The sequence below is a fragment of the Aedoeadaptatus ivorii genome (genome assembly GCF_030815095.1).
GTDB classification, from domain to species: Bacteria; Bacillota; Clostridia; order Tissierellales; family Peptoniphilaceae; genus Aedoeadaptatus; species Aedoeadaptatus ivorii.
Genome location: NZ_JAUSWF010000004.1, coordinates 65361 through 89411 on the forward strand (window position 1 = coordinate 65361; position 24051 = coordinate 89411).

A 24051-nucleotide genomic window follows, 5' to 3' on the forward strand; every position below is an offset into this window, starting at 1 on the left:
ACGCATCAAATGTATGCATATCTCCTCCTGTATATTCTCGACTTAATATGTGCTAAGCTCCGTCCACACTTTTTCACTGTTCACATGGGCTTTCACCCAAACTCGTTTCGATCCTATATCACCTGGCGCTTTATAGTAGATAGCATACCACGCATTCGGTTGTTTTTTCCAACCCTTTACAAAACCGATAGTATCCTCAGTAAAACTGCCTCCATAGATCTTGATTTCTTTGTTGTATTGGGAATCAATGATCGCCAACTTTTTTGTAGTATCTCTTCTAGCATTGATACAAAACGACATTTTCATGGCAAAACCATTTAATTCCGCCTTATATTTTTTTACCGATTTAATCGCTCTCAAGGATGCTTCAGGGCGAATCTCATGGCACCGCAGTACCATCATAGAACCGTCCGGATAGGTGGTTTTACTATACCCTTCTTCAACGATTTGGGGTTTCAAATTGTTGTATTTCGGGTTAAACGAGTCCCACACTTCTCCTCGTTCTAATTTACCTATTAAGTGAGAGATAGTCTCCTCGGTGGCCCCCTCTGCTCTTAATTCCTTCTCGATGGCATCGCTGCTGAGCGTTTCTTTTTGGATTTCTGGTTCTTCCGTTGAGGTGGCAAAGGCAGTGATCGGCAAAGATACAAATGTCAATACAAAAGCGAGTAATAAAGCCATGTTAAATACTTTTTTTCTCATCGTCATTTCCCTCATAGTCATCTCATTAATAATAAATGGCATTTTCATAACCGATTTAATAATATCCATATATACTTTACCTCTTCAATGAATCTGTAGTCTATTGTAAAAGAATATAATTCTAATTATATATTTAGAATCTCTATTCTAAGCAAAACGCCCCGTTTTTTTGAAACGGAGCGTTTTGGGTATCTTCTCAGCTCGTGCGCTTTACGGTCTTTACGGTCTTTAGGATCTCCATAAAGGCGTCTTTGGAGGTTTCATAGGAATTTACGAGGTGTATATCGGCCGGATCTTCTACCCGCACGCCCTCGGCGTAGGTGAATACCAGATAGCCGCCGGGGACGGTGCCCAAGACGACCACGGGGCCTTTGACCGCCCGGGGGTCTTCGAGTTTACAGAGTTCCCCGATGCGCCCCATGCGCTTGGTGACGTCGTAATTCGCCTTGTCGAAGACGACGACCTCTCCGCCCGTGTCCTCGACGACGAAATTGTGCTTATACATATCCGGCCGGGCGAAGGAGTAGCCTTCCTTGGTGGTCAGGCGCGGCGCTTCCGGAAACACGCCAGCATCGTAGTAGTCGCCGATCAGGGCGATGCGATGCGCCTCGTCCCAGTGGACGGGGAGGTCGAAGGCCTCGGCCGCAAAGCGCAGGGGCACCCAGATTACGCCCGCGTCGGCAAAGGGGGCGGCGTCCATAAAAAAACGCTCTTCGCCCTTTGCGTATCGGTCTTCATCAACGACCATCTTGACCGTCTCGCCGCCCTTTGTGAGGCGAAGGGTATGCGCGCCCTCGTCCCAATCCGCCGTAATTTCGCCCAATGCCGCCAGGGTATTGAGGGGCAGATACAGGCGATTGCCGGCGATGCACGGCGTCACCTCGGCACCCGCGAGTTCGCTCGATTCTATGCCATTCACGTAGATCGTAGCCGCTCGACTTTCCTCCGCTCGCGCCCAACCGGGAATCATGAGCAGGACAAAGAGCAATACGGCCAGTTTTTTCATAAAAGCCTCCTTTCCGCGGGCTGCGCCCGACGTATACATTGCACGATTTCGCCACGAAAATCGCGCAGAACGACGAATGCTGCAATCGCCGTCACGGTAGAAATTGCAACGCCTTCGGGGGTATTTTCTTCTATCTCGAGCATACACCGCGGGCGCCAATAAAACAAGGGGTTTTTCGACTTTTATGAAATTATTTTTCGTCTATGGTCGAAAATTCAATAAATGATGAAATGAATGCGCGCCGAGTTTTTATAAATTGCTTTCAATATACAGTTTTTCTTTATTTTTTGCGACTCCGCCGCCGTTTTTTCTGAAAAACAAAAAAATTGTGCGCAAAAAAAGAAAACGCCGAAGCGTTTCCTATCCCAGGGCGATATCCAATGTCATCATTAACGTGAAGCCCGCTGCAAAGGCGAGGACGCCGATGTTGGAGTGGGTACCCTCGGCGGTTTCGGGGATGAGTTCTTCGACGACGACATAGACCATGACGCCGGCGGCAAAGCTCAGAGAATACGCCATAAACGGAAGCACCCGGCTCGCGAGAACCATGGTGATGACGGTGGCGACGGGCTCCACGACGCCCGAGAGGAAGCCGTTTATAAACGCCTTTTCGCGTTTCATGCCCCGGGCGTGCATGGGCAGGGAGACAATGGCGCCCTCCGGAAAGTTCTGAATGGCGAGACCCACCGCCAAGGCGAGCGCCGCCCCTTCGGAGATGGAGACGCCGCCGGAGAGCCAGCCGGCGATGACGACGCCCAGCGCCATGCCCTCGGGGATGTTGTGGATGGTAACCGCGAGCAGGAGCATGGTAGAGCGATCCAGCCCCGTTTCCGGTCCTTCTTCGCTTTTGCCGTGGAGATGGGGCACCATGCGGTCCAAGGCGAGCATAAACAAAGTGCCCAGCCAAAAGCCCGCCACGACGGGAAAGAACGCGAATTTTCCCATGCTCGTCGTGCGGTCCAGGGCGGGAATCAAAAGACTCCAGACCGATGCCGCCACCATGACGCCGGCGGCGAAGCCGTTCATGGCGCGTTCTGCGCGCTTGTCGATTCGCTCGTGAAAGAACAGCACCGACGCGGCGCCCAAGGTGGTGCCCAACAGGGGCGTAAAGATGGTTCGTAGTATGGATAACTCCAAAATTCCTCCTCCGTTATTTCAGCTTTCTGCGGAGGGTTTCGAGTTTCCTCCTATTGCGCTCGTCCAGGGCGCCGCCCATGCGCTCCCTGGTGACCATGTGTTTTGCCTGCTGCCGGGTGCGGTTTTTTGCCGCAGAGACGACGATTTCAAGCTCTCGGGCGCTGATCCGCTTGCCGCCCCGGGCGAGGATGATCTGCTGCTCCACATAGTCGCTGGTGGCGACGACGACTTCGCGCACGCGGCCCATCGAGGCGATCTGCGCTTCGATATAGTGATCCGCCGTCTCGAGTTCCTTGGTAAAGACGATGTCCATGCCCTTTCGCTGTAAAAAGGAGCCGGGGTTTCCCTTTACGCGGTAGGCGTCGAAGACGAGGATGACGTAGATATGTTCGGTGGCGGCAAATTCCTCTAAGATTTCGATCAGGCGTTCCCGCGCCTCCTCGAGCCGATCTTCTACCAAGGGCTTGAGCGCCTCCCAGTCGTTGATGATATTGTAGCCGTCGACAAAGAGGTAGCGCCCCTGGCGCTTATACCTTCTTTTGTTTTCCATCTCTCTGCCTCAGGGTCTCGTACAGAAAAATCGACGCCGCCACCGAAGCGTTTAAGGACTCGAAGCCGCCGGGCATGGGAATCGAAAGCAAGACATCGGTATGTTCTTTGGTCTTTTCGGCGATGCCGTCGCCTTCGTTTCCGACGACGATGGCGATGGGCCCGGTGAGGTCGGCGGTATAGAGGGGGGCTTGTCCCGCGTCGGCGCCGTAGACCCAAATGTTTTTCTGTTTCAATTCCTCGATGGTGCGATTGAGATTGGTGACCTTGGCGACGAGCATCTCGTCCACCGCCCCGGCGGAGGTCTTATACACCGTGGCGTTTACCGACGCGGCGCGGTGCTTGGGGATGATGACGCCGTGGGCGCCCATGGCGAGGGCGCTTCGGATGACGGCGCCGAGATTGTGGGGATCGTGCACGGAATCGAGGAGGACTAGGAGGGGATCTTCGCCCCGCGCCTCTGCCAGGGCGAGCATCTCGTCGATTTCCGCATAGCGAAAGTCCGATACAAAGCAGACCACGCCCTGGTGGTTGGCGCCGGCGGTCATTTCGTCGAGGCGAGATTTTTCCCGCTCCTGCACGAAGATGCCGAGTTCTTTTGCCACGCGGCGGATCTTTCCGATGGATCCGTCTTTGGCGCCCTTTTGAATGTAGAGTTTATCGACTTTGGGCCCCAGCGCTTCGAGCACCGGATGCCTGCCGTAGATCATTGCCGTTTCCATATTTCCTCCCTATACATTTTTCTGACGGAATCGATCTTTCCGCAGGTCATCTTCCCCTCGGGGCAGGGACCTTGAACACAGGGCGGCCCGGCCTTTTGAGAGAGGGCGGGGGCCGTGGACAGCACCGCTTTTAACATGGCGAGCGCCACTTCGCGGATCTCCCACTGCGCCCGAAGGCACAGCCGGGTCTCGAAGAAATGAAGCAGGGTGCGGGCGTTCATGGTGACGACGATTTTGGTCTCGCAGGCATTGGGAAGCACGTAGCGGGCGTCTTCGATGGCGCGCTTTTCGGCCTTACGGGCAGCCGCCTTCTCGTCTTCCCCCGCTTCTGTCAGCGCGCGCTCGTAGCGGCCGCGCAATCGATCCGTCAGTTCCCGATACGCCGATTCCGCCTCTTGCATGGCCCGCTGAAAGCGCGCCGCGGCCTCGGCGTCGTCTCGAATGGCGGGGGGCGTGATGTATTCCATGGCGTCGAGGCGCACATACCGCTGGGACTGCTGGGAATAGCTGGCGATGCGGTGGCGCACCAGTTGGTGGGTCATTACCCGGCTGACCCCTTCTACGGCGAAGGTGAAGCTCGCGTGTTCCAAGGGCGACAGATGGGAGAGGCCGGCGAGCATGCCGACAAAGCGCTCGGTCTCCTCGTCGTCGAGTTTCGCCTCGATTTCGTCGACCCCCACCGGGGAATAGCAGAGTTTCGCCGCCTTGGCGATCAGTTCCTGGGCGTCGGGGGTGTGGCCGATCAATTTAACCTTCATCCTTCCAGATCCTTTCTATTTCCGTAAAATAGGCCCGCAGCCGCTCGCTCTTTCCGGCGCCGTAGAGATAGCCGATCAAGCACTCGAAGCCGGTGGCGTTTCTGTATTCGGCGACGGTGGCGTTTTTTGCCATGGTCTTTTGGTGGGTGTTTCGGCCGCGCAGAAAGATCTTTTCTTCCTCTTCGGTAAAAAAGTCCGAAAGCGCCGCCGCGAGTTCCGCCTGTGCCCGCGCCTTCACCCGATCGGCGGAGGCCTTATGGAGGGCCGATACCTTTTCGTTTCGGGCGAGCACATCGCTCCGTACAAAGAGTTCGAAGACCGCATCGCCTATATACGCAAGAACGAGGGGATTTTGGCCCCTCGCCTCGCGTTCCGTCCACAGCGGGGCGGAAAAATATCTTCTTAGATTCTCTTCCATAGGGTCCCTTCCCGGGTGTCCTCGATGACGATGCCCATATCGTGGAGCGCATCGCGGATCTCGTCGGCACGGGCGAAGTCCTTATCGGCCCGGGCCTCGTTTCGCTCTGCGATCAGCGCCTCGATCTCCGAAGCGTCCCCGTCGTCTCGGCGGTAGAGGATGCCCAGCACCTCGGCGAGTTCCATATAGACCGTATAGGCCTTTTGAAGCGCCTCGCGCTTTGCGCCCTTGGCGATATAGCTGTTGATCTCCCGCGCCAGGGTAAAGAGGATGCCCACCGCCTTGGCGGTATTCAGGTCGTCTTCCATGGCCGCGACAAATGCCTTGCGCTCCGCTTCCACCGAGGCGATAAACGCGTCGTCGTCGCCTTTGGGCAGTTCGCCCTTTAAGAGCTGTTCCATATGGTCGCGCACGCCGTAGAGGCGTTCTAGGCCCGCCTTGGTCTGTTCCATGGCGTCATAGGAATAGTTGATGGGACTGCGGTAGTGGGCACTCAGGAGGAAGAAGCGGAGCACTTCCAGATCGAATACGCCCGCCACTTCGCGCACGGTAAAGAAATTTCCCAAAGACTTGCTCATCTTGGTGCCGTCGACGGTGATCATGCCGTTGTGGAGCCAGTAGTTGGCGAAGGGCTTTTCGGTGAGGGTCTCGGACTGGGCGATCTCGTTTTCGTGGTGGGGAAACTGCAGGTCTTCCCCGCCAGAGTGGATGTCGATGGTATCGCCCAAAATGGTCTTCGCCATTACCGAGCATTCGATATGCCAGCCCGGCCGGCCTTCGCCCCAGGGGCTTTCCCAGAAGGGTTCGCCTTCCTTTTTGCCCTTCCAGAGCACGAAGTCGCCGGGGTTTTTCTTTACGCTACTGACCTCGATCCGCGCGCCGCTCTGCAATTCGTCGATGTTTTTTCCCGAGAGCTTGCCGTAGTCCTTCGCCTTGGTGATGTCGAAGTAGACATCCCCGCCGGCGGGGTAGGCGACGTCTTTGTCGACCAGACCCTGAATAAAGTGTATGATCGGCTCGATATATTCGGTGGCGCGGGGATTGATGGTCTCGTAGGTATAGAGGTTCAGTCCCTTGGCGTCTTTCTTAAACTCTTCGATATAGGTGTCGGCGATTTCCGAAACGGTGCGCCCTTCTTCTTTGGCCCGGTTGATCAGCTTGTCGTCGATGTCGGTAAAGTTTACGACAAACTGTACGTCCATGCCCTTATAGATAAAAAAGCGGCGCAGGGTGTCAAAGACCACCAGGGGGCGGGCGTTTCCGACGTGGATAAAGTTATAGACCGTGGGTCCGCAGTTATACATGCGAACGGCATTCTCCTCCAATGGCACGAATTCTTCTTTAGTTCTCGTCAGGGAATTGAATAATTTCACGGTATCGTCCTTTCTTGCCTCTAGCGGTAGTAATAGCTTCCGTTTTCTAATTTGTCGCGAATGGCCGAGAAGATGCTCCCCAAGTCCTTGTCCTTGACAAAGAGCACTTCCAGATCGCGCTTTTTGACGCCGTCGCGAATCCGCGCCACATCCGAGGGGCGCACGGCATCGAGATATACCAGCACCAGATCCGCCCCGTCCATGTTGCGCTCTACGCTTCTCGGCTGGGTCAAATCCTCCACGTGGATCACATCTCCGCCCGCATCGAGCATGGCCTTTACGTGGCGGGAGATCTCTTCGCCGCCGCCGAATACGGTGATCTGCGCGTTTCGTATAAAGCCCGCGTCCTCTTGGTCCAAGGGCTCGTTGTTGTCGAATTCGGTGAGCACATTGTCACTGTCCAGATTATGTTTCCAAATTACCTTGCCGTTTAAGGGGTCCTTCTTCCAATAGGCGTAGTCGACGATATCCCCTTCGGACACATTCAAATTGCCGAGCAGATCGTGCTCGAGGTCGATCCGCATTTCGCCGTCTTCCCCTTCGCCCAAAATATACAGGCCCGGGTAGCCGTAGTCGTATTGCACTTGGGCGTAGCGGATGACGCGGCGCTCTGTATCGGCATCGCCGTCGAATTTGCGTACGAGTTCGTAGTTGTAGATGGTCTTTGTACGGCCGTTAGAAAACAGCTTTCTCGCCACGGTGGCGCACACCTCGTCGCCTTCGCCGATATTTTGCAGGCGCAGGATCTTTTCGGGAATAAAGACCTTTCTTTCGCCCACGACGCCGCCGCCCAGCCGCAGGTGGACGCTGCCTTGGTAGGAATCACCCTCTTCGGATTCTTCTTTACGGGGTTCTTCCGTCTCCCAGGGGGAGGGGGCGAAACTTTCGTCGATTTCGTAGAGGAGCTCCAAGAGCTCGAAGTATTTTTCCCAGCGATTGCGGAATTCGTAGAGATTTTCCGCCTCCAGGGCGTCGATACAGGCTTTCATGTCTTTTTTAATTTCATTAACGATATATTTTTTATTCATAGTATCTCCTATTCTTTTCGCCTATCTTTGTTCATTCTATCACTTTTTACCCCTTTCGACTACATGATAAGAGCCTGCATTCTCTGTATAAAAAAAGAGCGGATCGCTCCGCTCTTTTTCTTTCTTGTTTTACATCATGCCCATGCCGCCGCCCATGCCGGCTGCCGCGCCCAGATCGGGCATGTCTTCTTTGATATTGGCGATGGCCGCCTCGGTGGTGAGGAGCATCGAGGAGACGCTGGCTGCGTTTTGCAGCGCGCTTCGGGTAACCTTGGTGGGGTCTACGATGCCCGCTTCGATCATATCCACGTATTCGGCCTTGTAGGCGTCGTAGCCGATGCCGTCGCGTTCGCCCTTGACGCGATCGACGATGACGGATCCTTCTACGCCGGCGTTTTCCGCGATTTGACGCAGGGGTTCTTCCAATGCGCGTAGGATAATCGTCATGCCGGTCTTTTCGTCGCCTTCGGCGTCTTCTGCCAAGGCTTCTACGCCCTTGATGCAGTCGACGAGGACGACCCCGCCGCCGGGGACGATGCCTTCTTCGACCGCCGCGCGGGTGGCCGCCAAGGCGTCTTCAATGCGGAGCTTGCGCTCTTTCAGTTCCACTTCGGTGGCCGCACCCACTTGGATCACGGCGACGCCGCCGGACAGTTTTGCCAAGCGCTCTTGCAGTTTTTCGCGGTCGAATTCGCTTTCGGTCTCTGCGATTTGTGCGCGAATTTCTTCGACGCGTCCGTCGATGGCCGCCTTTTCGCCGGCGCCGCTGACGATGACGGTCTTGTCCTTTTCGACGCGAACCTTTTGTGCGCGTCCCAGCATATCGACGGTGGCTTCCTTGAGGTCATAGCCCAAATCTTCGGTGATGACCGTGCCGCCGGTTAGGATGGCGATGTCTTGCAGCATGTCCTTTCTGCGGTCGCCGTAGCCGGGCGCCTTGACGCCGACGACATTTAAGGTGCCGCGGAGTTTGTTTACGACCAAGGTCGCCATGGCTTCGCCTTCGATGTCGTCTGCGATTAAGAGGACGGGACGGGATTCTTGAAGGATTTGTTCCAATACGGGGAGGAGGTCTTGAATATTGGAGATCTTCTTATCCGTAATGAGAATATAGGGATCGTCGAGTTCCGCCACGCGCTTTTCGGTGTCGGTGACCATATAGGGGCTTACATAGCCGCGGTCGAATTGCATCCCTTCGACGACGTCGAGTTTGGTGCCCATGGAACGGCTTTCTTCGACGGTGATGACGCCGTCTTTTCCGACCTTTTCCATGGCTTCGGCGATCAGCTTGCCGATGGTCTCATCGGCCGCGGAGATGGCGGCGACATTGGCGATGGCCGCGGAATTGTCCACGGGAACGGAGAACTTCTTCAAGTCTTCGACAATGGTTTCTACCGCCTTTTGGATGCCTTTTTGGAGCACCATGGGATTGGCGCCGGCGGCGAGGTTCTTCAAGCCTTCGCGGATGATCGCCTGTGCCAGTACCGTCGCGGTGGTGGTGCCGTCGCCGGCCACGTCGTTGGTCTTGGTGGCGACTTCTTTGACCAGTTGTGCCCCCATGTTTTCGAAGCGGTCTTCGAATTCCACTTCGCGGGCGATGGTCACGCCGTCATTGGTGATCAAAGGCGCGCCGAATTCCTTGTCCAAAACGACGTTTCTGCCCTTGGGCCCCAAGGTGACTTTTACGGTGTCGGCGAGTTTATTGATGCCCGATACGAGATTTTGTCTCGCTTCGGAACCGAACTGAATATCTTTAGCCATAATTCCTCCTGTATTTGTGCTCGTTTGTCGCTGTGTCTTTCGATCCGATTAGCTTAAAGAAGCCAACAGATCCTGATATTTAATGACGATGACGCTTTCGCCGTCGATTTCTACTTCGTTGCCGGCGTATTTGCTGTAAATGACCTTATCGCCTTCCTTCAAATCGCAGTGGATTTCTTCGGAATTTTTCAGCTCTTCGCTGACGGCGATAACGGTGGCCACATTGGATTCTTCCTTTGCGGAATCCGGCAATACGATGCCGCCGGCGGTCACGTTTTCTTTTTCTATTTTTTGAATGACGACGCGCTCGCCTAAGGGTTTAATGTTCATACAGACCTCCTGAAAATCTTATTAGCACTTGCAGTCATGGAGTGCTAGCCTTCTCCTATATAATACCACATTTTTGTTGCTTGTAAACCGCTCCTCGGGCAAAAAAATTTGTCCCGCTAGAAAGCGCCGCCTGTGGCGGATCGCGGGCCGATGGATACAACTATGTATGTGTTTTGCCGCCTTCCATGCTTTATTGTTCCCCTTTCCTCCTATATACTAGGGGTACTTGTCCCCTCCCCGGGACGAGTTCTGTTTACACCGTCCGCGGCCCTCAACACCCGCGGGCATTCCGGATATAGTGATCGGAACGCAATCTGCCTCTGAATCATACCGGAAAGGAAGTTTTATAGATGCGCAATCTGACCATCGTAAAACGAGACGGTCGCATCACCGGATTCGACCGCGAAAAAATCGTCGTCGCCATCGAAAAGGCCATGCACTCCCCCACGGGGTACTTTGTGCCGGGCCAGGGCGAGGACATTGCAAGAGAAATCGAAGACGAGATTCTGGACGGAAATTTGGAATCCACCGTCTATCAGGTGGAACGACGGGTCTTCGAAAAGCTAATCGAAAAATCCAATATCACCACGGCAAAAGCGTACGAGAGCTACCGCTCGGTACAGTCCTTTAAGCGCGAAACCAACTCGACGGACCGCTCGATCATCGGGCTGTTGACCTATTCCGAAAAGGACATTATGGACGAAAACTCCAACAAAAACGCCGTGGTGGTCTCCACCCAACGGGATCTGATCGCAGGCGAGGTGTCCAAGGACATCACCCGGCGTAGGATCCTGCCCGCGGACATCGTCACCGCCCACGATTCCGGGGCCATTCACGTCCACGATATGGACTATTTTATTCAGCCCATGTTCAACTGCTGTCTGATCAATCTGCGGGATATGCTGAAAAACGGCACCGTCGTGAACGGCAAAATGATCGAATCCCCCAAGAGCTTTCAGACCGCCTGTACCATCACCACCCAAATCATCGCCCAGGTGGCATCGGGCCAATTCGGCGGCCAGTCCATCAACGGAATCGACCGCATCCTCGCGCCCTATGTGCGCCGTTCTTTCGAGAAGTATTTGCGCGCGGCGATCGAGGAACAGACGGAGATCTACGGCATGGACGCGCCGGATGTCGAAAAGGCGGAGGCGGTGGCGTGGCGCCGCACCAAGCGCGAGATCAAAAGCGGGGTACAGACCATTCAGTACCAGATCAACACGCTGATGACCACCAACGGCCAGGCGCCCTTTGTGACCTTGTTTATGTACTGTAAGCCCGAGGACGAATACGCCTACGAGGCCGCTTTGATTACCGAAGAGATCCTGCGCCAGCGGATCGAGGGCATCAAAAACAAGGACGGGGTACACGTCACCCCCGCCTTCCCCAAGCTGATCTATGTCTTGGACGAACACAATATGTACGAAGACAGCCCCTACTACTACCTTACCCGCCTGGCGGCGGAGTGTACGGCAAAGCGCATGTATCCGGACTATATTTCCGCCAAAAAGATGCAGGAAATCTACGAAGGCAATGTGTTTTCGCCCATGGGCTGCCGCTCGTTCCTCTCTCCCTGGAAGAACGCAGACGGCGAATACGTCTTCGACGGTCGCTTCAATATGGGCGTGGTCAGTTTGAATCTGGCACAGATCGGCATTCTCGCCGCAGGGGATGAAGACGCGTATTTTCGGATTCTCGAAAAGCGCTTAGACATCGCGAAAAAGGCGCTTATGCACCGCTACGACCTCTTAAAGGACGTCACCAGCGACGTATCGCCCATCCACTGGCAAGACGGCGCCATCGCCCGCCTCGCCCCCGGCGAAAAGATCACCCATCTGTTAGAGGGCGGCTACTCCACGCTCTCTTTGGGCTATATCGGCCTATACGAGGCGTCGAAATGCGTCACCCATAAGAGCCACACCACCCCCGAGGGCCGTGCCTTTGCGATGAAGGTAATGCACACCCTTCGCGATGCGGTGGACGGCTGGAAGGAAGAGACCGGACTGGGCTTTGCCCTCTACGGCACGCCGGCGGAGTCGCTGACCCACCGCTTCTGTTCCATCGACCGGGCGACCTACGGCGAGATCGAAGATATTACCGACAAGGGATTTTATACCAACAGCTATCACGTAGACGTGCGCGAAGAGATCGACGTGTTCTCGAAATTCGACTTCGAAAGCGAGTTCCAAAAGATCTCCACCGGCGGCTGCATCAGCTACGCGGAGATCCCCAATATGGCGAACAATATCGAGGCGATCCTCACCATGATGCGCTACATTTACGATCACATTTCCTATGCGGAGTTTAACACCAAGTCGGACTACTGCCACAAATGCGGCTTCGACGGCGAGATCCTCGTCAACGAAGCCGGCGACTGGTACTGTCCCCAGTGCCACAACGACGACCGCAACGCCCTTACGGTGATTCGCCGCACCTGCGGCTATTTGGGCGAAAACTTCTGGAACGAAGGACGCACCAAGGAAATCGACGCCCGCGTCCTCCACATTTAGCGCCATGACCAAATTCGGACGCTGCGCGCAAATTCGGACGCTGGATGTGGCAAACGGCGAGGGCATTCGCGTGTCAGTCTTCGTGACCGGCTGCTCCCACGGCTGCAAGGGTTGCTTTAACGCCGCCTACCAAGATCCCGCCTATGGCGATCGGTGGACCGATGCACAAACAGAGGCGCTGATCGCGGCCCTCGCGCGGCCGCAGATCGCGGGGCTTACCCTCTTGGGGGGCGAGCCCATGGAAAATCTGTGGCTCGTCCCGGTGCTGGAGGCGGTGCGAGAACAAGTGGATACGAATATCTGGATCTACTCGGGCTATACCTTTGAGGAGATCCTCCGGGATCCCGCCAAGCGCGCCCTGCTTGCTTTGACCGACGTGCTGGTGGACGGCCCCTTTGTGGAGGCCGAAAAGGACTTGCGCCTCGCCTTTCGGGGGAGCGCCAACCAAAGGATCCTGGATGTAAAAGAGAGTTTGAAGACAAAATCCCCCGTCTTCAGAGCCTAAAAGACGCCTCCCCGGCCATGCCGCGAGAGGCGTTTTTTGTCGTAAAATTTAGGTTTTTAGAAAAATCCCATCATCCAGCGGATCAGAATGGGCAAGAAGAACGAAGGCAGCATATTGGCGATGCGCACGTCTTTGATCTCCGAAAGGCCCAGGCCGATGGCAAAGATCATAATGCCGCCGACCGCTGTGAGATCGGCCATCAGCGCCTCGCCGATCAAGGGCGCAAGCGTCGTCGCCATCAGCGTGATCGCGCCTTGATAGATAAGGACGGGAATCGCCGAAAGGGCGACGCCGAAGCCCATGGTGGAGGCAAAGACCACCGAGGTGAGCCCGTCGAGGGCGGCCTTTACCAAAAGCACCTCGTTGTCGCCGTTCATACCCGCCTGCAGGCTTCCCACGATCGCCATCGAGCCGACGCAAAAGAGGATGCTCGCCTGTACCCCGGCAGACACCGGCCCCATAGCGCCTTTGTCGGTTTCGCTTCTTCGAAACTTGGCGTCTACGGTCTCGCCGAAGCGGCGAAAGGCGGCGTCGATGTCTAAGGCGGTGCCGATCGCCGTGCCCACGGCCATCGAGACGATCACGATCAAAAATTCGTCCGCCCCCATTCCCATCTGGGCGCCCATCACCATCACGCAGAGGGCGAGGGCGATCATAATCTGTTTTTGTACCCGCTCGGGGATGCGATTTCCGATCAATGTGCCGAGGCCCGCGCACAATACGATGGCGACGGCGTTTGCAATGACTCCGATCACGGCTTCCTTCCTTTCTCTCTTTCCGACACAAATAACAACTGCTGCACATAGCCCGCATAGGGGCCGAATCGCCGCACGCCGTAGCGGCACATCGCCTCGCGGGAAGGAAATTCCCCGAAGCGCGCCATCGCCTTGGCGATCCAGGTATCCACGGGAAAGGCGTCGAGCTTGCCGTAGCCGAAGAGCAAAATACAATCGGCGACCTTGGGTCCCACGCCCGAAAGCGTCTTCAAATACGCCTTCGCCTCGGCATAGGACAGGTCGTACGGGGCGTTTATATCGAATGCGCCCGATGCGACCTTCTCGGCCGTCTCGACGAGATAGCGGTCGCGGTAGCCCGCCCCCAGCGCCCGCAGATGCGCCGGATCCAGGGCCGCCGTCGCTGCGGGAGAGGGCAGGGCGAATGCCGCCCTCCCTTCGTATTCCGCCAGTTGCTCGCCATAGGTCTCGGCCAGGGCGAGGACGGTGTTTTGAATCCGCCCGAAGTGGTTGTTCGCCGAGAGGATAAAGGCGACGATCGCCTCCCAGGGATCTTGCCGCAGAATTCGAAGGGATAGGTAGGCGCGAAGATCACGGAGATCCTCCGCTTCTAAAATATGCCGGCGGATCGGGCCGTAATTTCGCCCGGCGTCGACAAAGCGGCGAAAGCGGTCCCGATCTCCCACCAGACCCTCTTTCGTGAGGAAAAAGGCGTCCGCGCCGTTTGCCATGGCGACGACGCCATTTTCTTCTTTCCAATGGAAGTACTGCCCGCTGTTTAGCAGACTCTGTAAGGCTTTGTTCACGTCGATCCGCTCGTTTCTAAGTAAATCGGTATAAAAATAAGGGCGTGGTCGTACCACCCGCCCCTGTTATCGATCCTGTTCCGTCAGATAATAGCTCAATGTCAAAAGGCTGTCCGTCAGACGAATGTTCTCGACGATCACATCTTCCGGCGCCTCCAGATCCTCCGGCGCGAAGTTCCAGATGCCGCGAATCCCCGCCGCCACCAGGCGATCGGCGACGGCCTGTGCCCCGATCTTCGGCAAGGTCAAGATGGCGACGCTGACTTCGGGATGTTTCTTCAAAAACTCCTCGAGCCGCGCGACGGATTTTACCTTGTGCTCGCCGATATGGGTGCCGACCACGCGCTCGTCGCGGTCGAACATGGCGACGATCTCGAATCCGCTCTCCAAAAATCCGCGGTAGTTGCTGATGACGCTCCCCAAACGCCCCGACCCGATAATTACGGTCTTATAGACAGTCGAGATGCCCAATATATTTTCCAGTTCGGATTTGAGTACGGTTACCTTATAGCCGTAGCCCTGTTGCCCGAATCCCCCGAAGTTGTTCAGGTCCTGGCGAATCTGCGAGGCGGTAAAGCCGGTTAAGTCGCTCAGTTCCTGCGAAGAGATGCGGTCTTCTCCTTTTTCGTGGAGTTCGCTTAAATATCTATGGTATTTCGGCAACCGACGGATGACGGTTTCCGATACTTTATTCTTTGTATTTTCTGCCACTTCTATCACCTTTCAACGTACTGTCGGAGGCATGAACCTAATTCCCTCTCATTATAGTATACAGAAGTCCATCTCGTTTGAAAAGACTTTCACATATAAATCACAGGCGCTTTTTCTGCCGCCCGTTTTCTGCTATGATACCTGTAGATTAGGGAGGAATACAATGGCAATCGTATCGGCGCGCAATTTGACAAAGACCTTTTACATAGAGCCCATTTTCGAGGGCATCGGCTTTCGAATCGAAGAGGGCGAAAAGATCGGACTGATCGGCAACAACGGCAGCGGAAAGACGACCTTGATGGAGATTTTGGCGGGCACACTGAGCCCCGACGAAGGGGAACTCGCTTTCGCCAAGGACCTGCACATCGGCTATCTGTCGCAGCACGTCGCCGTCACCCCCGGAGCGAGCATATACGAGGAGTGTATGGCGTCGTTTCGCGCGGTGATCGAGATCGAACACGAAATGCGCCGCATGGAAGAGGAGATGGCGCATTTGGAAGGAGACGCGCTCGAGTCGCTGATCCACCGCTACCAAAATGCGCGCGATCTCTACGAAGAGAGCGGCGGCTACGCCCGCGAAAGCGCCGTATTGGGAGCGCTGCGGGGGCTGGGCTTTTCGGAAGCGGAAATGCAGATGGACGCCTCTACCCTATCCGGCGGCCAAAAATCCCGCCTCGCCCTCGCCAAGCTGCTCTTGCACCGTCCCGATCTCCTGTTGCTGGACGAGCCCACCAACCACCTGGATATGGAGTCGATCGCCTGGCTCGAAAAATTCCTGAAGGCCTTTGGCGGCGCCGTGGTGGTCATCAGCCACGACCGCTACTTTCTCGACAATGTGGCGGATCACATCTTGTTTTTACACGACAAGCGCCTCGACGGCTATCGGGGGAATTACACCAACTTTGTGCGCCGCCGTCGCGAAGAAGTGGCGCGGCAAAAACACGCCTATGAAATGCAGCAGCGGGAAATCAAGCGCCAGGAAGAAATCATAAAGCGCTACAGTTCCTGGAACCGGGAGAGGAGCGTAAAGGCCGCCCGCAGCCGGCAAAAACAGTTGGATAAGGTAGAGCGGCTCGAAGACGTCACCGCAAGCCGCACCATGACCCTCGCCTTCGAAACCGAAAAAGAGAGCGGAAAAGACGTCCTCCTCCTGGAAGAGGCGGGAAAGGCATTCGGCGAAAAGACGCTATTCTCGCACGTGTCCTTTCCCGTCTATAAGGGCGAGCGCGTGGGGCTGATCGGCCCCAACGGAATCGGAAAGAGTACGCTCTTTAAGATGATCCTCAAAGAGACCGACACCACCGAAGGCACCGTGCACCTCGGCAAGGGCGTCGAGATCGCCTATTTCGACCAGGAGATGGCGACCTTGGACGATGCCAAGACGGTGGCCGAGGAGCTCTGGGATCGCAATCCGAAGCTCGACCGGTTTCAGATCCGCTCGTATTTGGCGCGCTTTCTCTTTACCGGCGACGACTTGGAAAAACAGGTGGGGGACCTTTCCGGCGGGGAAAAGGGACGGCTTTCGCTGTTGATCGTCATGCTGAGCGGCGCGAATTTTCTCTTGCTGGACGAGCCCACCAACCACCTGGATATCGACAGCAAGGAAGCGCTGGAAGATGCCCTCAAGGACTACACGGGCACGGTGCTTACCATCAGCCACGACCGCTATTTCTTAAACAGCGTCACCGACAAGACCGTCTGCCTGCTAAAAGACGGGGTCTTTCTCGTCGAGGGCAATTACGATTACTTCCTCGAAAAGTGGGAGGCCGCCCACGAAGAACCGGAAGAGGAGGAGGCGGTCTCCAAGACGCAGATCGCTAAGGAAAAGAAAAAAAACCGCGCGCGCCAAAAAAACGAGCGCAAGCGCCGGGCGGCGGTGCGCAAGCTGGAGGAGGAAATCGCAACCCTCGAGGCGGATCTGCAAGCGCTGGATGCGGCGCTCGCAGAACCCGAAACCTATGCGGATCACGAGCGCGCCCTTTCCCTTGCCGCCGATCGCGAGCGACTGCAAGAGGCGCTCGATCAAAAATACGAAGAATGGATGGAATCTTCCGAAGCGTAGTGCGCTTCGGATTTTTTTGTGCGCCGTTTACACGCCCTTAAAGCGGGCTTTGTAAGGGAAAAGGCCTTCCAAATTTCTAAGTTGCACTTTTTTCCCTTATCTTCCCCATTCTCAATGCTCTTTGCCATTTCCGCGGACGGCGAGAAATTCCGCAATCCACATCTTTCCCACAGTATGCACAGAGTTATGCACATCTCCACCGTGGATTTCTCGACATTCCACAGAGTTATCCACTTTATCCACAGACTTATACACGAATTACCCACAGTTTTCACACGACATTGTGCCCGTCATATTTTTCTCGAAGAGAGCGGAGCATTCTGCGATTTTCCCGCAACCTTGCACTATTTTTCCCTTGCGCCCGTTGATTCTCAATATCGATGCGTAAAATTTCGGTAAAATTGCGCCTGCCGATTCTCTAGGAAAAATGCCCACAAAAAAAGCGGGGTGTCCCGCTTTGTATCAATCTAAGCCCAGATTGGGATCGGCAAAGATCGGACTGTCTTCTCCCTTTTTGTAGCTGTAATAGCCCACGGAGGCGATCATGGCGCCGTTGTCGGTGCACAACACGGGGTCGGGATAGTAGATCGAGATTCCCTGTCGCGCGCCCCGCGCTTCCATGGCGCGACGCAGACCCGAGTTGGCGCTCACGCCGCCGGCGAGGACGATAGTCTTCTCGCCCAGCGCTTCGGCGAGGCGGAAGGTCTTTTCCACCAGCACGTCCACCACCGCCTGCTGAAAAGAGGCGGCCATATTTTCTATCACAATCTCTTCGCCCTTTTGTCTGTGTTTGTTGATTTCGTTTAAGACGGCGGTCTTGAGCCCCGAGAAGCTGAAATCGTAGCTGTCCGCCTCCAACATCACCCGGGGCAGATCGTAGGTCTCTTCGCCCTTTTGGGCGAGTCGGTCGATCACCGGTCCGCCGGGATAGCCGATCTCCATCGCCCGGGCGACTTTGTCGAAGGCCTCCCCGGCGGCATCGTCGCGCGTCTTTCCGTAGAGGGTAAAGTCGATATAGTCGTGTACGTGGATCAGATAACTGTGCCCGCCCGATACGATCAGCCCCACAAAGGGCGGCTCGAGATCCGCATGGGTCAGGTAGTTGGCGCAGATATGCCCGCGGATGTGGTTGACCCCCACAAAGGGTTTGTTCGTCGCCAAGGCGAGGCCGCGCCCGGCGGTAAGGCCCACCAAAAGCGCGCCAATAAGCCCCGGACCCCGGGTGGCGGCGATCACGTCGATATCGGCGAGATCCACCCCCGCTTCTTCCAAGGCGAGATCGAGCATGGGCAAAATGGCGGAGACGTGCTTTCGCGAAGCGATCTCGGGCACCACGCCGCCGAAGAGGCGATGGATCTCGATTTGCGAGGAGATCATATTCGACAGAATCTTGCGCCCGTCTTCCACCACCGCGACGGAGGTCTCGTCGCAGGAGGATTCGATTCCCAAAGTCAACATATTACCACCTCTTCCAATAGATCAAGCCGTCGCGTTTTACGTCGGCGTAGTAGTTCTTGCGCACGCCCTCCACCCGAAAGCCCAAAGATTCGTAGAGGACGATGGCGGGGTAGTTGTCGTCGCGCACCTCGAGGGTGGCGCTCGTCATCTCTTTTTCATACAGGGAAAACAGATAGTGGTTCATCATATAGCGCCCGTAGCCGTTGTTGCGGAACTCTTCTCGAATGGCGACATTGCCGATATGTGCCTCGTCGCCCAAGAGAAAGGCGCCCACATAGCCGATCACCACGTCGTGATAGAGGAGCACCTCGTAATAGGCGAGGGGATTTTCCAGTTCGCGCTTCCAACCCCCTTCGGTCCAGGGATTGGTAAAGCTCTCCTGCTCGATGGCGATAATCTCGTCGAGATCCGCCTCATTCGCTTGTCGCATTGTCAGATTGTCCATGTTTCCTCCTGTATTCCCGCATCGCCTGGGACGGCCGCAGATAATTGGGCTCCAGGGCATAGGGATTGTCCGGCCCCTTTTCGCGGTAGCGCGCCTCGGCGAGATAGGCGATGTATTCCGCCCGCACCTTTCCCAAGGGGTCGGGATAGAGCACGAAATCCGGACGCGCCGCGGCGAAGTCGTCGCGATACGACAAGAGCCCGTCGCCCAAGAGCACCGCGCCCTCGCTCGCCGCTTCCGCCACCGCCTCTACCGAGCGGGCGTTGTCTTCGCTGATGCGCAACAGCCGTCCGCCCGCGCCGCGCCGAAAGCGGCTGCAGTAGACGCGATTTCGGCGGGCGTCGAGTACGGGGATAATCTCCTCCCCTTCCGCCGCCTGCGACGCAAGCGCCTCGAGGGTCGATACCCCCACCAGGGGAATGTTCGAAGCGCGGGAGAGGATTTTGGCGAGTACCACCGAAATCCGAAGGCCCGTAAACGAGCCGGGCCCCGTCCCCGTCGCGATCAGATCCATATCGGCGATCTTCAGGTCCAAACCGTTTAACATTCCCTCGATCATGCCGATTAGGGTCTCGGAGTGAGACAGCGTACTGTTGATCGCGGATTGGGCGAGCTTTTTTCCGTCTTCGACGACGGCACAGGTCGCCTCCATCGTGGCGGTATCAAAGGCGAGTGTCTTCATACTTCGCCACCTCCTGTTCCAATTCCTTGCCCCGCGGCCCCACGCCCTTTGCGGTGATTTCTCGGGTGGTTTCGTCGATCCGCCGAAATTCGAGGACCAAATAATTTTCGGGCAGGCTCTCTTCGATCAAATTCGCCCACTCGATGGCCGACACCGCGGCATCGCCCAACAAATCCTCGCCGCCCACCTGAAAGAAATCCTCCTCGTCGCGGAGGCGGTACGCGTCGAAATGGTAAAGCGGCGGATCGCCCTTATAAATATTTACGATGGCAAAGGTGGCGCTGGTCACATCGCCGTGAAAGCCCATGCCCTCCGCGAGCGCCTTGACGAAGGTGGTCTTTCCCGTGCCCAAATCGCCGATGAGGGCGAGAATATCATAAGCCTTGACCCGCTCTCCCAAATAGCGGCCCAATGCTTCGGTTTTGTCTTGTCCGTTGAGTATCATAGCTTCCCTCCTAAACTGTAATTATATCCAATTTTGGCGACAGAAAAAAGCGGCGACAGGCTTTTGGCATCTGTCTCGAGGATTCGGGGCGAATTCGGGTATCTTTTGAACGATCTATAAAGGAGGTAGCTATGCAAACACTGACCGTACGACTCTATGTCGACGACCCCGATGCCGCATCGTACTTTTATCTCGACCTGTTTCGCGCATCGATCGTCCATCGATTCGAATACGAGGGAAGGGCCGATCGGATCGAGATGGAAATCGAAGGCGTGCCCTTTACGCTGATTTGCTATCCGGGTCCCAAAATCCCCGCGAACTGCCTGGAATTTCAAATGGCAGTCGAAAAGGACCGGCTCGCTTCCCTCTATGCGGATGCCCTGGAACGGGACGCCGTCGCCATAGAAGCGCCCGCCACGTGCACCGAAGTGTGGGAGACGACGGCGTGCTTCGACGATCCCTTCGGTTTTCGCTGGAATCTCTATCACAAAGACGACGAGATATAAAAAACGCCCTCCGAGAGGAGGGCCCTTTTACTGTCCGAATCGCTCGTCGTGGCGGGGACTGTCCGCGCGCTCTTTTCGGGCGGTCGGCGTCTCGGCGGGATGGCCCACGGCAAGAACGCAGCCGACATAATATCTATCCGGCACATCCAGGAGCTTGCGCACATACTCGGCGCTTTCGATCCCATCTTGGGTGCGGGCGCCGTCGACATGGATCCAGCAGGAACCCAGACCCAGATCCGCCGCGGCATACTGCATAGTGATCGCGGCGATGGCGGCATCGTGGACATAGGTGCCCTTGCCATTTTCGGTATCGGCGAGTACCGCTATGGCGAGCGCCGCCCCGGCAAGTGGCGCACTGCCCACCGGCTTCAGCTCCGACAAAAGCGCGAGCGTCTTGGGATCGCGTACCATTACAAACTCCACAGGTCGGCGGTTCATCGCGGAGGGCGCATTCAATGCCGCCTCGGCGATCAGATCCATATCTTTGATATCCACCGGCTCGTCGGTGAATTTTCGAATACTTCTGCGCCTTTCGGCCAAATCCAAAAACATAGTATCACCTCGTATATTTTATACCCGAAAGTCGATCGGTTCTCCCGTTTGTACCGTCGAACGCCGCATTTCTATGTCTCTTTATGTAATATATGGGTAAGTTTTCGGTAATATAGGTGTTTTGCAGGCAAATCACTTGAATGTACCGCCGCCCGAGAGTGTACTATTAGACACCGGAATCACAATTACAGGAATTGTTTCTAATTATTTTCCGATTCGTTGCCGGCGTACGAGTAGTTTTATATATTCAGACGCCCGATCCTTAGGACGTTTGTCAAAGGAGGATGATGATGAAGAACAAAAAGAAAATTTTGTCCGTCGCACTGGCCGCTTCCCTCGCCCTGCAGATGAATGTGCCGGTAATCGCACATGCCGCCGAAGCCGATGCGCCGAAGCGCCCTGCCATCGGCAGCCGCCTTTCTGCGGGGATTTTGGACCTGTCCAATCAAACCATTGTCGGCAAATTGATCGCACGGCTCAAGGCCTACCAAGCGGAAACCACCGGCCCCCGCTACGAATTGGCAACGACGGCGATCGAAAGCACCACGATTGCGACGCGGGATCTGCGCATGAAGCCCGAGACGGTACACCGCCGCATCGGATTTGAAATCACCCGTGCGGTCGGCTATCTGGCAGACGTCTTCGCATCGAAAGACGCCATTCAAAAAGAAACCGAACGCCTACAAGCCGTCACCCAAGAAGGGATCGATTCCCCCGATCTGACCGCCGACGACTACGCCACGATGTATATAAAAGAGGATTCCCTGCGGGTGGACATCCGCCAAGCGCGCAAATACCGCAGCCAAGAATTGGCCGGCCCCCTGAAAAAAGAACTCCGCCAAAAGCTCACCGAATATATCCACGATGCGGATCGTCTGTTGGCGAAAAACCGCATTACCACCGGCGAAGTTTGGGAATACGCGCTCCTCTTCCAACAACAGTTCCAAGAAATCAAGACCGCCAATGAAGGAATTTCCGCAGAAATCGCAGAAATCGACGCGGCCAAAGAAATCTTGGCAGAGGCCATCGAAAAGGGCACCGCACTCCGCAAAGAAGCCACCGGCACAGAACACGCAGAACTGCGCCGCGCATTGGGCAAGGCACTGGCCGAAGCACGCGCCGTAAAAAACGATGCTAGCGCCTCTAAGGAAGCCGTAGACGCACAAATCGAAGCCTTGGATGCGCTTTTAGAAACGGCAACCGATGCGCTCGCCACCGAATCTCCCGAAGAAGTCGCTGAAGACGCCGAAGAAGCCGTCGACGCGGAAGACAATGGCGAAGACGCGGCTATAGAAGGCGAAGAAACCGGAGAAGCCGAAGATAACGGCGAAGACGCAGCTGTAGAAGCCGAAGAAACCGGCGAAGACGCAGCCGCAAACAAAGAGACCGACGCGGAAGTCGAAGAAGCCGAAGTCGCACCCGACGTCGAAAAAGTGCCCGCCGAATAAAACAAGGCAAAGCGCGCAACAAAAAAAGGCCGCATGGCCTTTTTTTGTTGCCTTTTGTATGCATTACCGCTTATCCCAAGGGCGGGAAAAATCCCCGTCGCTTTCTGCTGTTTTCGGTGGGCGCCTGCGGAGCCTGGTAGTCGGTAAAGGTGAGGTCGACGACGAGTTCTTTGCCGTCTCGCATCAATGTGAGCTTCACCGCATCGCCCGGCTTGTACTTATAGAGTTCGCTGCGCAGCTGCGCCATGGATTCGATCTCCCGGTCGCCCATTTTTAGGATAATGTCGTTGACCTGCAGTCCCGCCGCCGCGGCCGGGCTGTCGGCCTGTACGCCGCCGACGAGGACGCCCTTACCGTCGGTTCCCAAATCGTAGCCGCTTCGCTCTACGGCGCTTACGCTATAGCCGCCGATCCCCACAGAGACGGAGCGGAAGTCGCCGGTCTTGATGACCTGCTCGATAATGGGCTTGGCGGTGTTTACGGGAATGGAAAAGCCCAGTCCCTCTGCCGTGGCGATCTTGACCGAGTTGATCCCCACGACCTCCCCTTCGCTGTTTAAGAGGGGGCCGCCCGAATTGCCCTGGTTGATGGAGGCATCGGTTTGAATCAAGCCGTCCATATAATTGCCCTGCACTTCGCCGATGCTCCGGTTCAGACCCGAAATCACCCCTGCCGTTACCGAACGCTGAAAGTCTAGCCCCAGCGGGTTTCCGATGGCGACGGCGATCTCGCCGATATTGATGCTGTCGCTGTCGCCCATTTTCAAGGGGCTCAGACCCGTGCGGTCTACCTTGACGAGCCCCAAATCCATCGTGGTATCGGACCAGACGACCTTGCCCTCGGTTTCGGAGCCGTCGTTAAACAACACTTTTACGGTGTTGTCCGCCGCCCCCACCACGTGGGCGTTGGAGAGGATATAGCCGTCCTCGGCAATCACAAATCCACTGCCGCTTCCCTCTACGGCCATGGGGCCCATCGGCGTGTTTTGCGTCATCGAGGTGGTGATCCCCACCACCGAAGGCATAGCGGCCTCCGCCACCGATTCTACGATACCCGCCTGATGATCGCGGTCCTGTTTTTTCACGTTCTTTTCTTGCTTGCCTTGTGCCGGCGACGCCATAATGCCCTCGGACACACGCGGCGTATCCATCATGCGGTAGGTTACGAATCCTCCCGCCACGCCGCCCAATAGGGCAAAGATCAGCGCCCAAAGAATCCAGACCCCCGCGCCGCGCCGCTTGGGTTTTGTGTTGTATTCGTAAGTATAGCGTCTTGTATCTCTATTTTCGTTTTCGTTCGGTTCCATCGTACGCTCCTTTCTTACACTGTATGCTAACTATACCCCCGTCATTTGATTATTTGGTGAAACCTTTACTAAGATTTGTATTTGGGTATATAGATCT

25 protein-coding genes are annotated in these 24051 nt (G+C 56.0%); 5 read left to right on the forward strand and 20 right to left on the reverse strand.

The genetic code is table 11. From position 1 onward, the window contains the following. Positions 1 to 42 precede the first annotated feature (42 nt). The 11 genes from QO008_RS03760 to QO008_RS03810 all read right to left on the reverse strand — a co-directional run bounded on the left by QO008_RS03760 (position 43) and on the right by QO008_RS03810 (position 9784). Entirely contained in the window at positions 43 to 771 is a 729-nt protein-coding gene (locus tag QO008_RS03760) for a hypothetical protein (RefSeq protein WP_307384548.1), read from the reverse strand. A 127-nt stretch (positions 772 to 898) separates the two neighbouring features. Further along, positions 899 to 1708, reverse strand: coding sequence for a copper amine oxidase N-terminal domain-containing protein (locus QO008_RS03765; protein WP_307384550.1), 810 nt, complete (start codon positions 1706 to 1708; stop codon positions 899 to 901). A 360-nt stretch (positions 1709 to 2068) separates the two neighbouring features. Next, on the reverse strand, positions 2069 to 2845 hold the full coding sequence (locus QO008_RS03770; RefSeq protein ID WP_232006472.1) for a ZIP family metal transporter: 777 nt from the start codon (positions 2843 to 2845) through the stop codon (positions 2069 to 2071). A 13-nt stretch (positions 2846 to 2858) separates the two neighbouring features. Then, positions 2859 to 3395 carry an NYN domain-containing protein gene (locus tag QO008_RS03775; RefSeq protein ID WP_126466171.1) on the reverse strand — a complete coding sequence of 179 codons (537 nt, stop codon included), beginning with the start codon at positions 3393 to 3395 and terminating at the stop codon, positions 2859 to 2861. After that, complete coding sequence (gene rlmB, locus QO008_RS03780; RefSeq protein ID WP_307384553.1) at positions 3373 to 4116, reverse strand: 23S rRNA (guanosine(2251)-2'-O)-methyltransferase RlmB; 744 nt, start codon at positions 4114 to 4116, stop codon at positions 3373 to 3375. The genes QO008_RS03775 and rlmB overlap by 23 nt, the downstream gene beginning before the upstream one ends. Then, a complete protein-coding gene (gene thyX / locus QO008_RS03785) occupies positions 4101 to 4874 on the reverse strand; it encodes an FAD-dependent thymidylate synthase (protein ID WP_307384555.1) in 774 nt (257 codons plus the stop codon). The genes rlmB and thyX overlap by 16 nt, the downstream gene beginning before the upstream one ends. Then, on the reverse strand, positions 4864 to 5292 hold the full coding sequence (locus tag QO008_RS03790) for a Mini-ribonuclease 3 (protein WP_126466174.1): 429 nt from the start codon (positions 5290 to 5292) through the stop codon (positions 4864 to 4866). The genes thyX and QO008_RS03790 overlap by 11 nt, the downstream gene beginning before the upstream one ends. Continuing rightward, positions 5277 to 6665 carry a cysteine--tRNA ligase gene (gene cysS, locus QO008_RS03795; protein ID WP_126466175.1) on the reverse strand — a complete coding sequence of 463 codons (1389 nt, stop codon included), beginning with the start codon at positions 6663 to 6665 and terminating at the stop codon, positions 5277 to 5279. The genes QO008_RS03790 and cysS overlap by 16 nt, the downstream gene beginning before the upstream one ends. Positions 6666 to 6685: 20 nt before the next feature. Next, entirely contained in the window at positions 6686 to 7693 is a 1008-nt protein-coding gene (locus tag QO008_RS03800) for a hypothetical protein (RefSeq protein WP_307384557.1), read from the reverse strand. 129 nt (positions 7694 to 7822) lie between these two features. Next, positions 7823 to 9454: a chaperonin GroEL gene (gene groL / locus QO008_RS03805; RefSeq protein WP_126466177.1), complete on the reverse strand. Its 1632-nt coding sequence runs from the start codon at positions 9452 to 9454 to the stop codon at positions 7823 to 7825. A 48-nt stretch (positions 9455 to 9502) separates the two neighbouring features. Then, positions 9503 to 9784: a co-chaperone GroES gene (locus QO008_RS03810; RefSeq protein WP_126466178.1), complete on the reverse strand. Its 282-nt coding sequence runs from the start codon at positions 9782 to 9784 to the stop codon at positions 9503 to 9505. Between the two features lie 350 nt (positions 9785 to 10134). Here QO008_RS03810 and nrdD point away from each other — a divergent pair, with 350 nt between their 5' ends. Both nrdD and nrdG read left to right on the forward strand, forming a co-directional pair. Continuing rightward, positions 10135 to 12294 carry an anaerobic ribonucleoside-triphosphate reductase gene (gene nrdD / locus QO008_RS03815; protein WP_307384560.1) on the forward strand — a complete coding sequence of 720 codons (2160 nt, stop codon included), beginning with the start codon at positions 10135 to 10137 and terminating at the stop codon, positions 12292 to 12294. Between the two features lie 4 nt (positions 12295 to 12298). Continuing rightward, entirely contained in the window at positions 12299 to 12799 is a 501-nt protein-coding gene (gene nrdG, locus QO008_RS03820) for an anaerobic ribonucleoside-triphosphate reductase activating protein (protein ID WP_126466180.1), read from the forward strand. Between the two features lie 56 nt (positions 12800 to 12855). On the opposite strand, the gene QO008_RS03825 is transcribed toward nrdG, so the two are convergent. The 3 genes from QO008_RS03825 to QO008_RS03835 all read right to left on the reverse strand — a co-directional run bounded on the left by QO008_RS03825 (position 12856) and on the right by QO008_RS03835 (position 15050). Then, positions 12856 to 13554 (reverse strand): DUF554 domain-containing protein, encoded by a 699-nt coding sequence (locus QO008_RS03825; protein ID WP_307384564.1) that lies wholly within the window; start codon positions 13552 to 13554, stop codon positions 12856 to 12858. Continuing rightward, a complete protein-coding gene (locus QO008_RS03830; protein ID WP_126466182.1) occupies positions 13551 to 14339 on the reverse strand; it encodes a DNA-3-methyladenine glycosylase family protein in 789 nt (262 codons plus the stop codon). The genes QO008_RS03825 and QO008_RS03830 overlap by 4 nt, the downstream gene beginning before the upstream one ends. Positions 14340 to 14405: 66 nt before the next feature. After that, a complete protein-coding gene (locus QO008_RS03835) occupies positions 14406 to 15050 on the reverse strand; it encodes a redox-sensing transcriptional repressor Rex (RefSeq protein WP_307384567.1) in 645 nt (214 codons plus the stop codon). Positions 15051 to 15213: 163 nt separating this feature from the next. Here QO008_RS03835 and QO008_RS03840 point away from each other — a divergent pair, with 163 nt between their 5' ends. Continuing rightward, a complete protein-coding gene (locus tag QO008_RS03840; protein ID WP_307384569.1) occupies positions 15214 to 17112 on the forward strand; it encodes an ABC-F family ATP-binding cassette domain-containing protein in 1899 nt (632 codons plus the stop codon). A gap of 462 nt (positions 17113 to 17574) precedes the next feature. On the opposite strand, the gene tsaD is transcribed toward QO008_RS03840, so the two are convergent. The 4 genes from tsaD to tsaE are packed head-to-tail and all read right to left on the reverse strand — an operon-like array spanning position 17575 to position 20142. Next, positions 17575 to 18570, reverse strand: a complete 996-nt coding sequence (gene tsaD, locus QO008_RS03845) for a tRNA (adenosine(37)-N6)-threonylcarbamoyltransferase complex transferase subunit TsaD (protein ID WP_126466185.1) — start codon at positions 18568 to 18570, stop codon at positions 17575 to 17577. 1 nt (position 18571) lies between these two features. Then, positions 18572 to 19015, reverse strand: coding sequence for a ribosomal protein S18-alanine N-acetyltransferase (rimI, locus tag QO008_RS03850; RefSeq protein WP_164715262.1), 444 nt, complete (start codon positions 19013 to 19015; stop codon positions 18572 to 18574). Beyond that, positions 18984 to 19697 (reverse strand): tRNA (adenosine(37)-N6)-threonylcarbamoyltransferase complex dimerization subunit type 1 TsaB, encoded by a 714-nt coding sequence (tsaB, locus tag QO008_RS03855; protein ID WP_307384571.1) that lies wholly within the window; start codon positions 19695 to 19697, stop codon positions 18984 to 18986. Before tsaB ends, rimI begins: the two co-directional genes overlap by 32 nt. Next, the gene (tsaE, locus tag QO008_RS03860) at positions 19678 to 20142 is read right to left on the reverse strand and encodes a tRNA (adenosine(37)-N6)-threonylcarbamoyltransferase complex ATPase subunit type 1 TsaE (protein WP_307384573.1); all 465 of its coding nucleotides are present in this window, start codon (positions 20140 to 20142) and stop codon (positions 19678 to 19680) included. The genes tsaB and tsaE overlap by 20 nt, the downstream gene beginning before the upstream one ends. A gap of 131 nt (positions 20143 to 20273) precedes the next feature. On the opposite strand from tsaE, the gene QO008_RS03865 reads away from it, so the two are divergent. After that, a complete protein-coding gene (locus QO008_RS03865; protein WP_307384574.1) occupies positions 20274 to 20648 on the forward strand; it encodes a VOC family protein in 375 nt (124 codons plus the stop codon). A gap of 27 nt (positions 20649 to 20675) precedes the next feature. On the opposite strand, the gene QO008_RS03870 is transcribed toward QO008_RS03865, so the two are convergent. Then, positions 20676 to 21200, reverse strand: coding sequence for a nitroreductase family protein (locus tag QO008_RS03870; RefSeq protein ID WP_307384576.1), 525 nt, complete (start codon positions 21198 to 21200; stop codon positions 20676 to 20678). A gap of 290 nt (positions 21201 to 21490) precedes the next feature. On the opposite strand from QO008_RS03870, the gene QO008_RS03875 reads away from it, so the two are divergent. Further along, complete coding sequence (locus QO008_RS03875) at positions 21491 to 22648, forward strand: CAMP factor family pore-forming toxin (protein WP_307384577.1); 1158 nt, start codon at positions 21491 to 21493, stop codon at positions 22646 to 22648. Between the two features lie 70 nt (positions 22649 to 22718). Here QO008_RS03875 and QO008_RS03880 read toward each other — a convergent pair whose 3' ends face one another. Next, positions 22719 to 23954, reverse strand: a complete 1236-nt coding sequence (locus QO008_RS03880) for a S1C family serine protease (protein WP_307384580.1) — start codon at positions 23952 to 23954, stop codon at positions 22719 to 22721. Positions 23955 to 24051 lie beyond the last annotated feature (97 nt).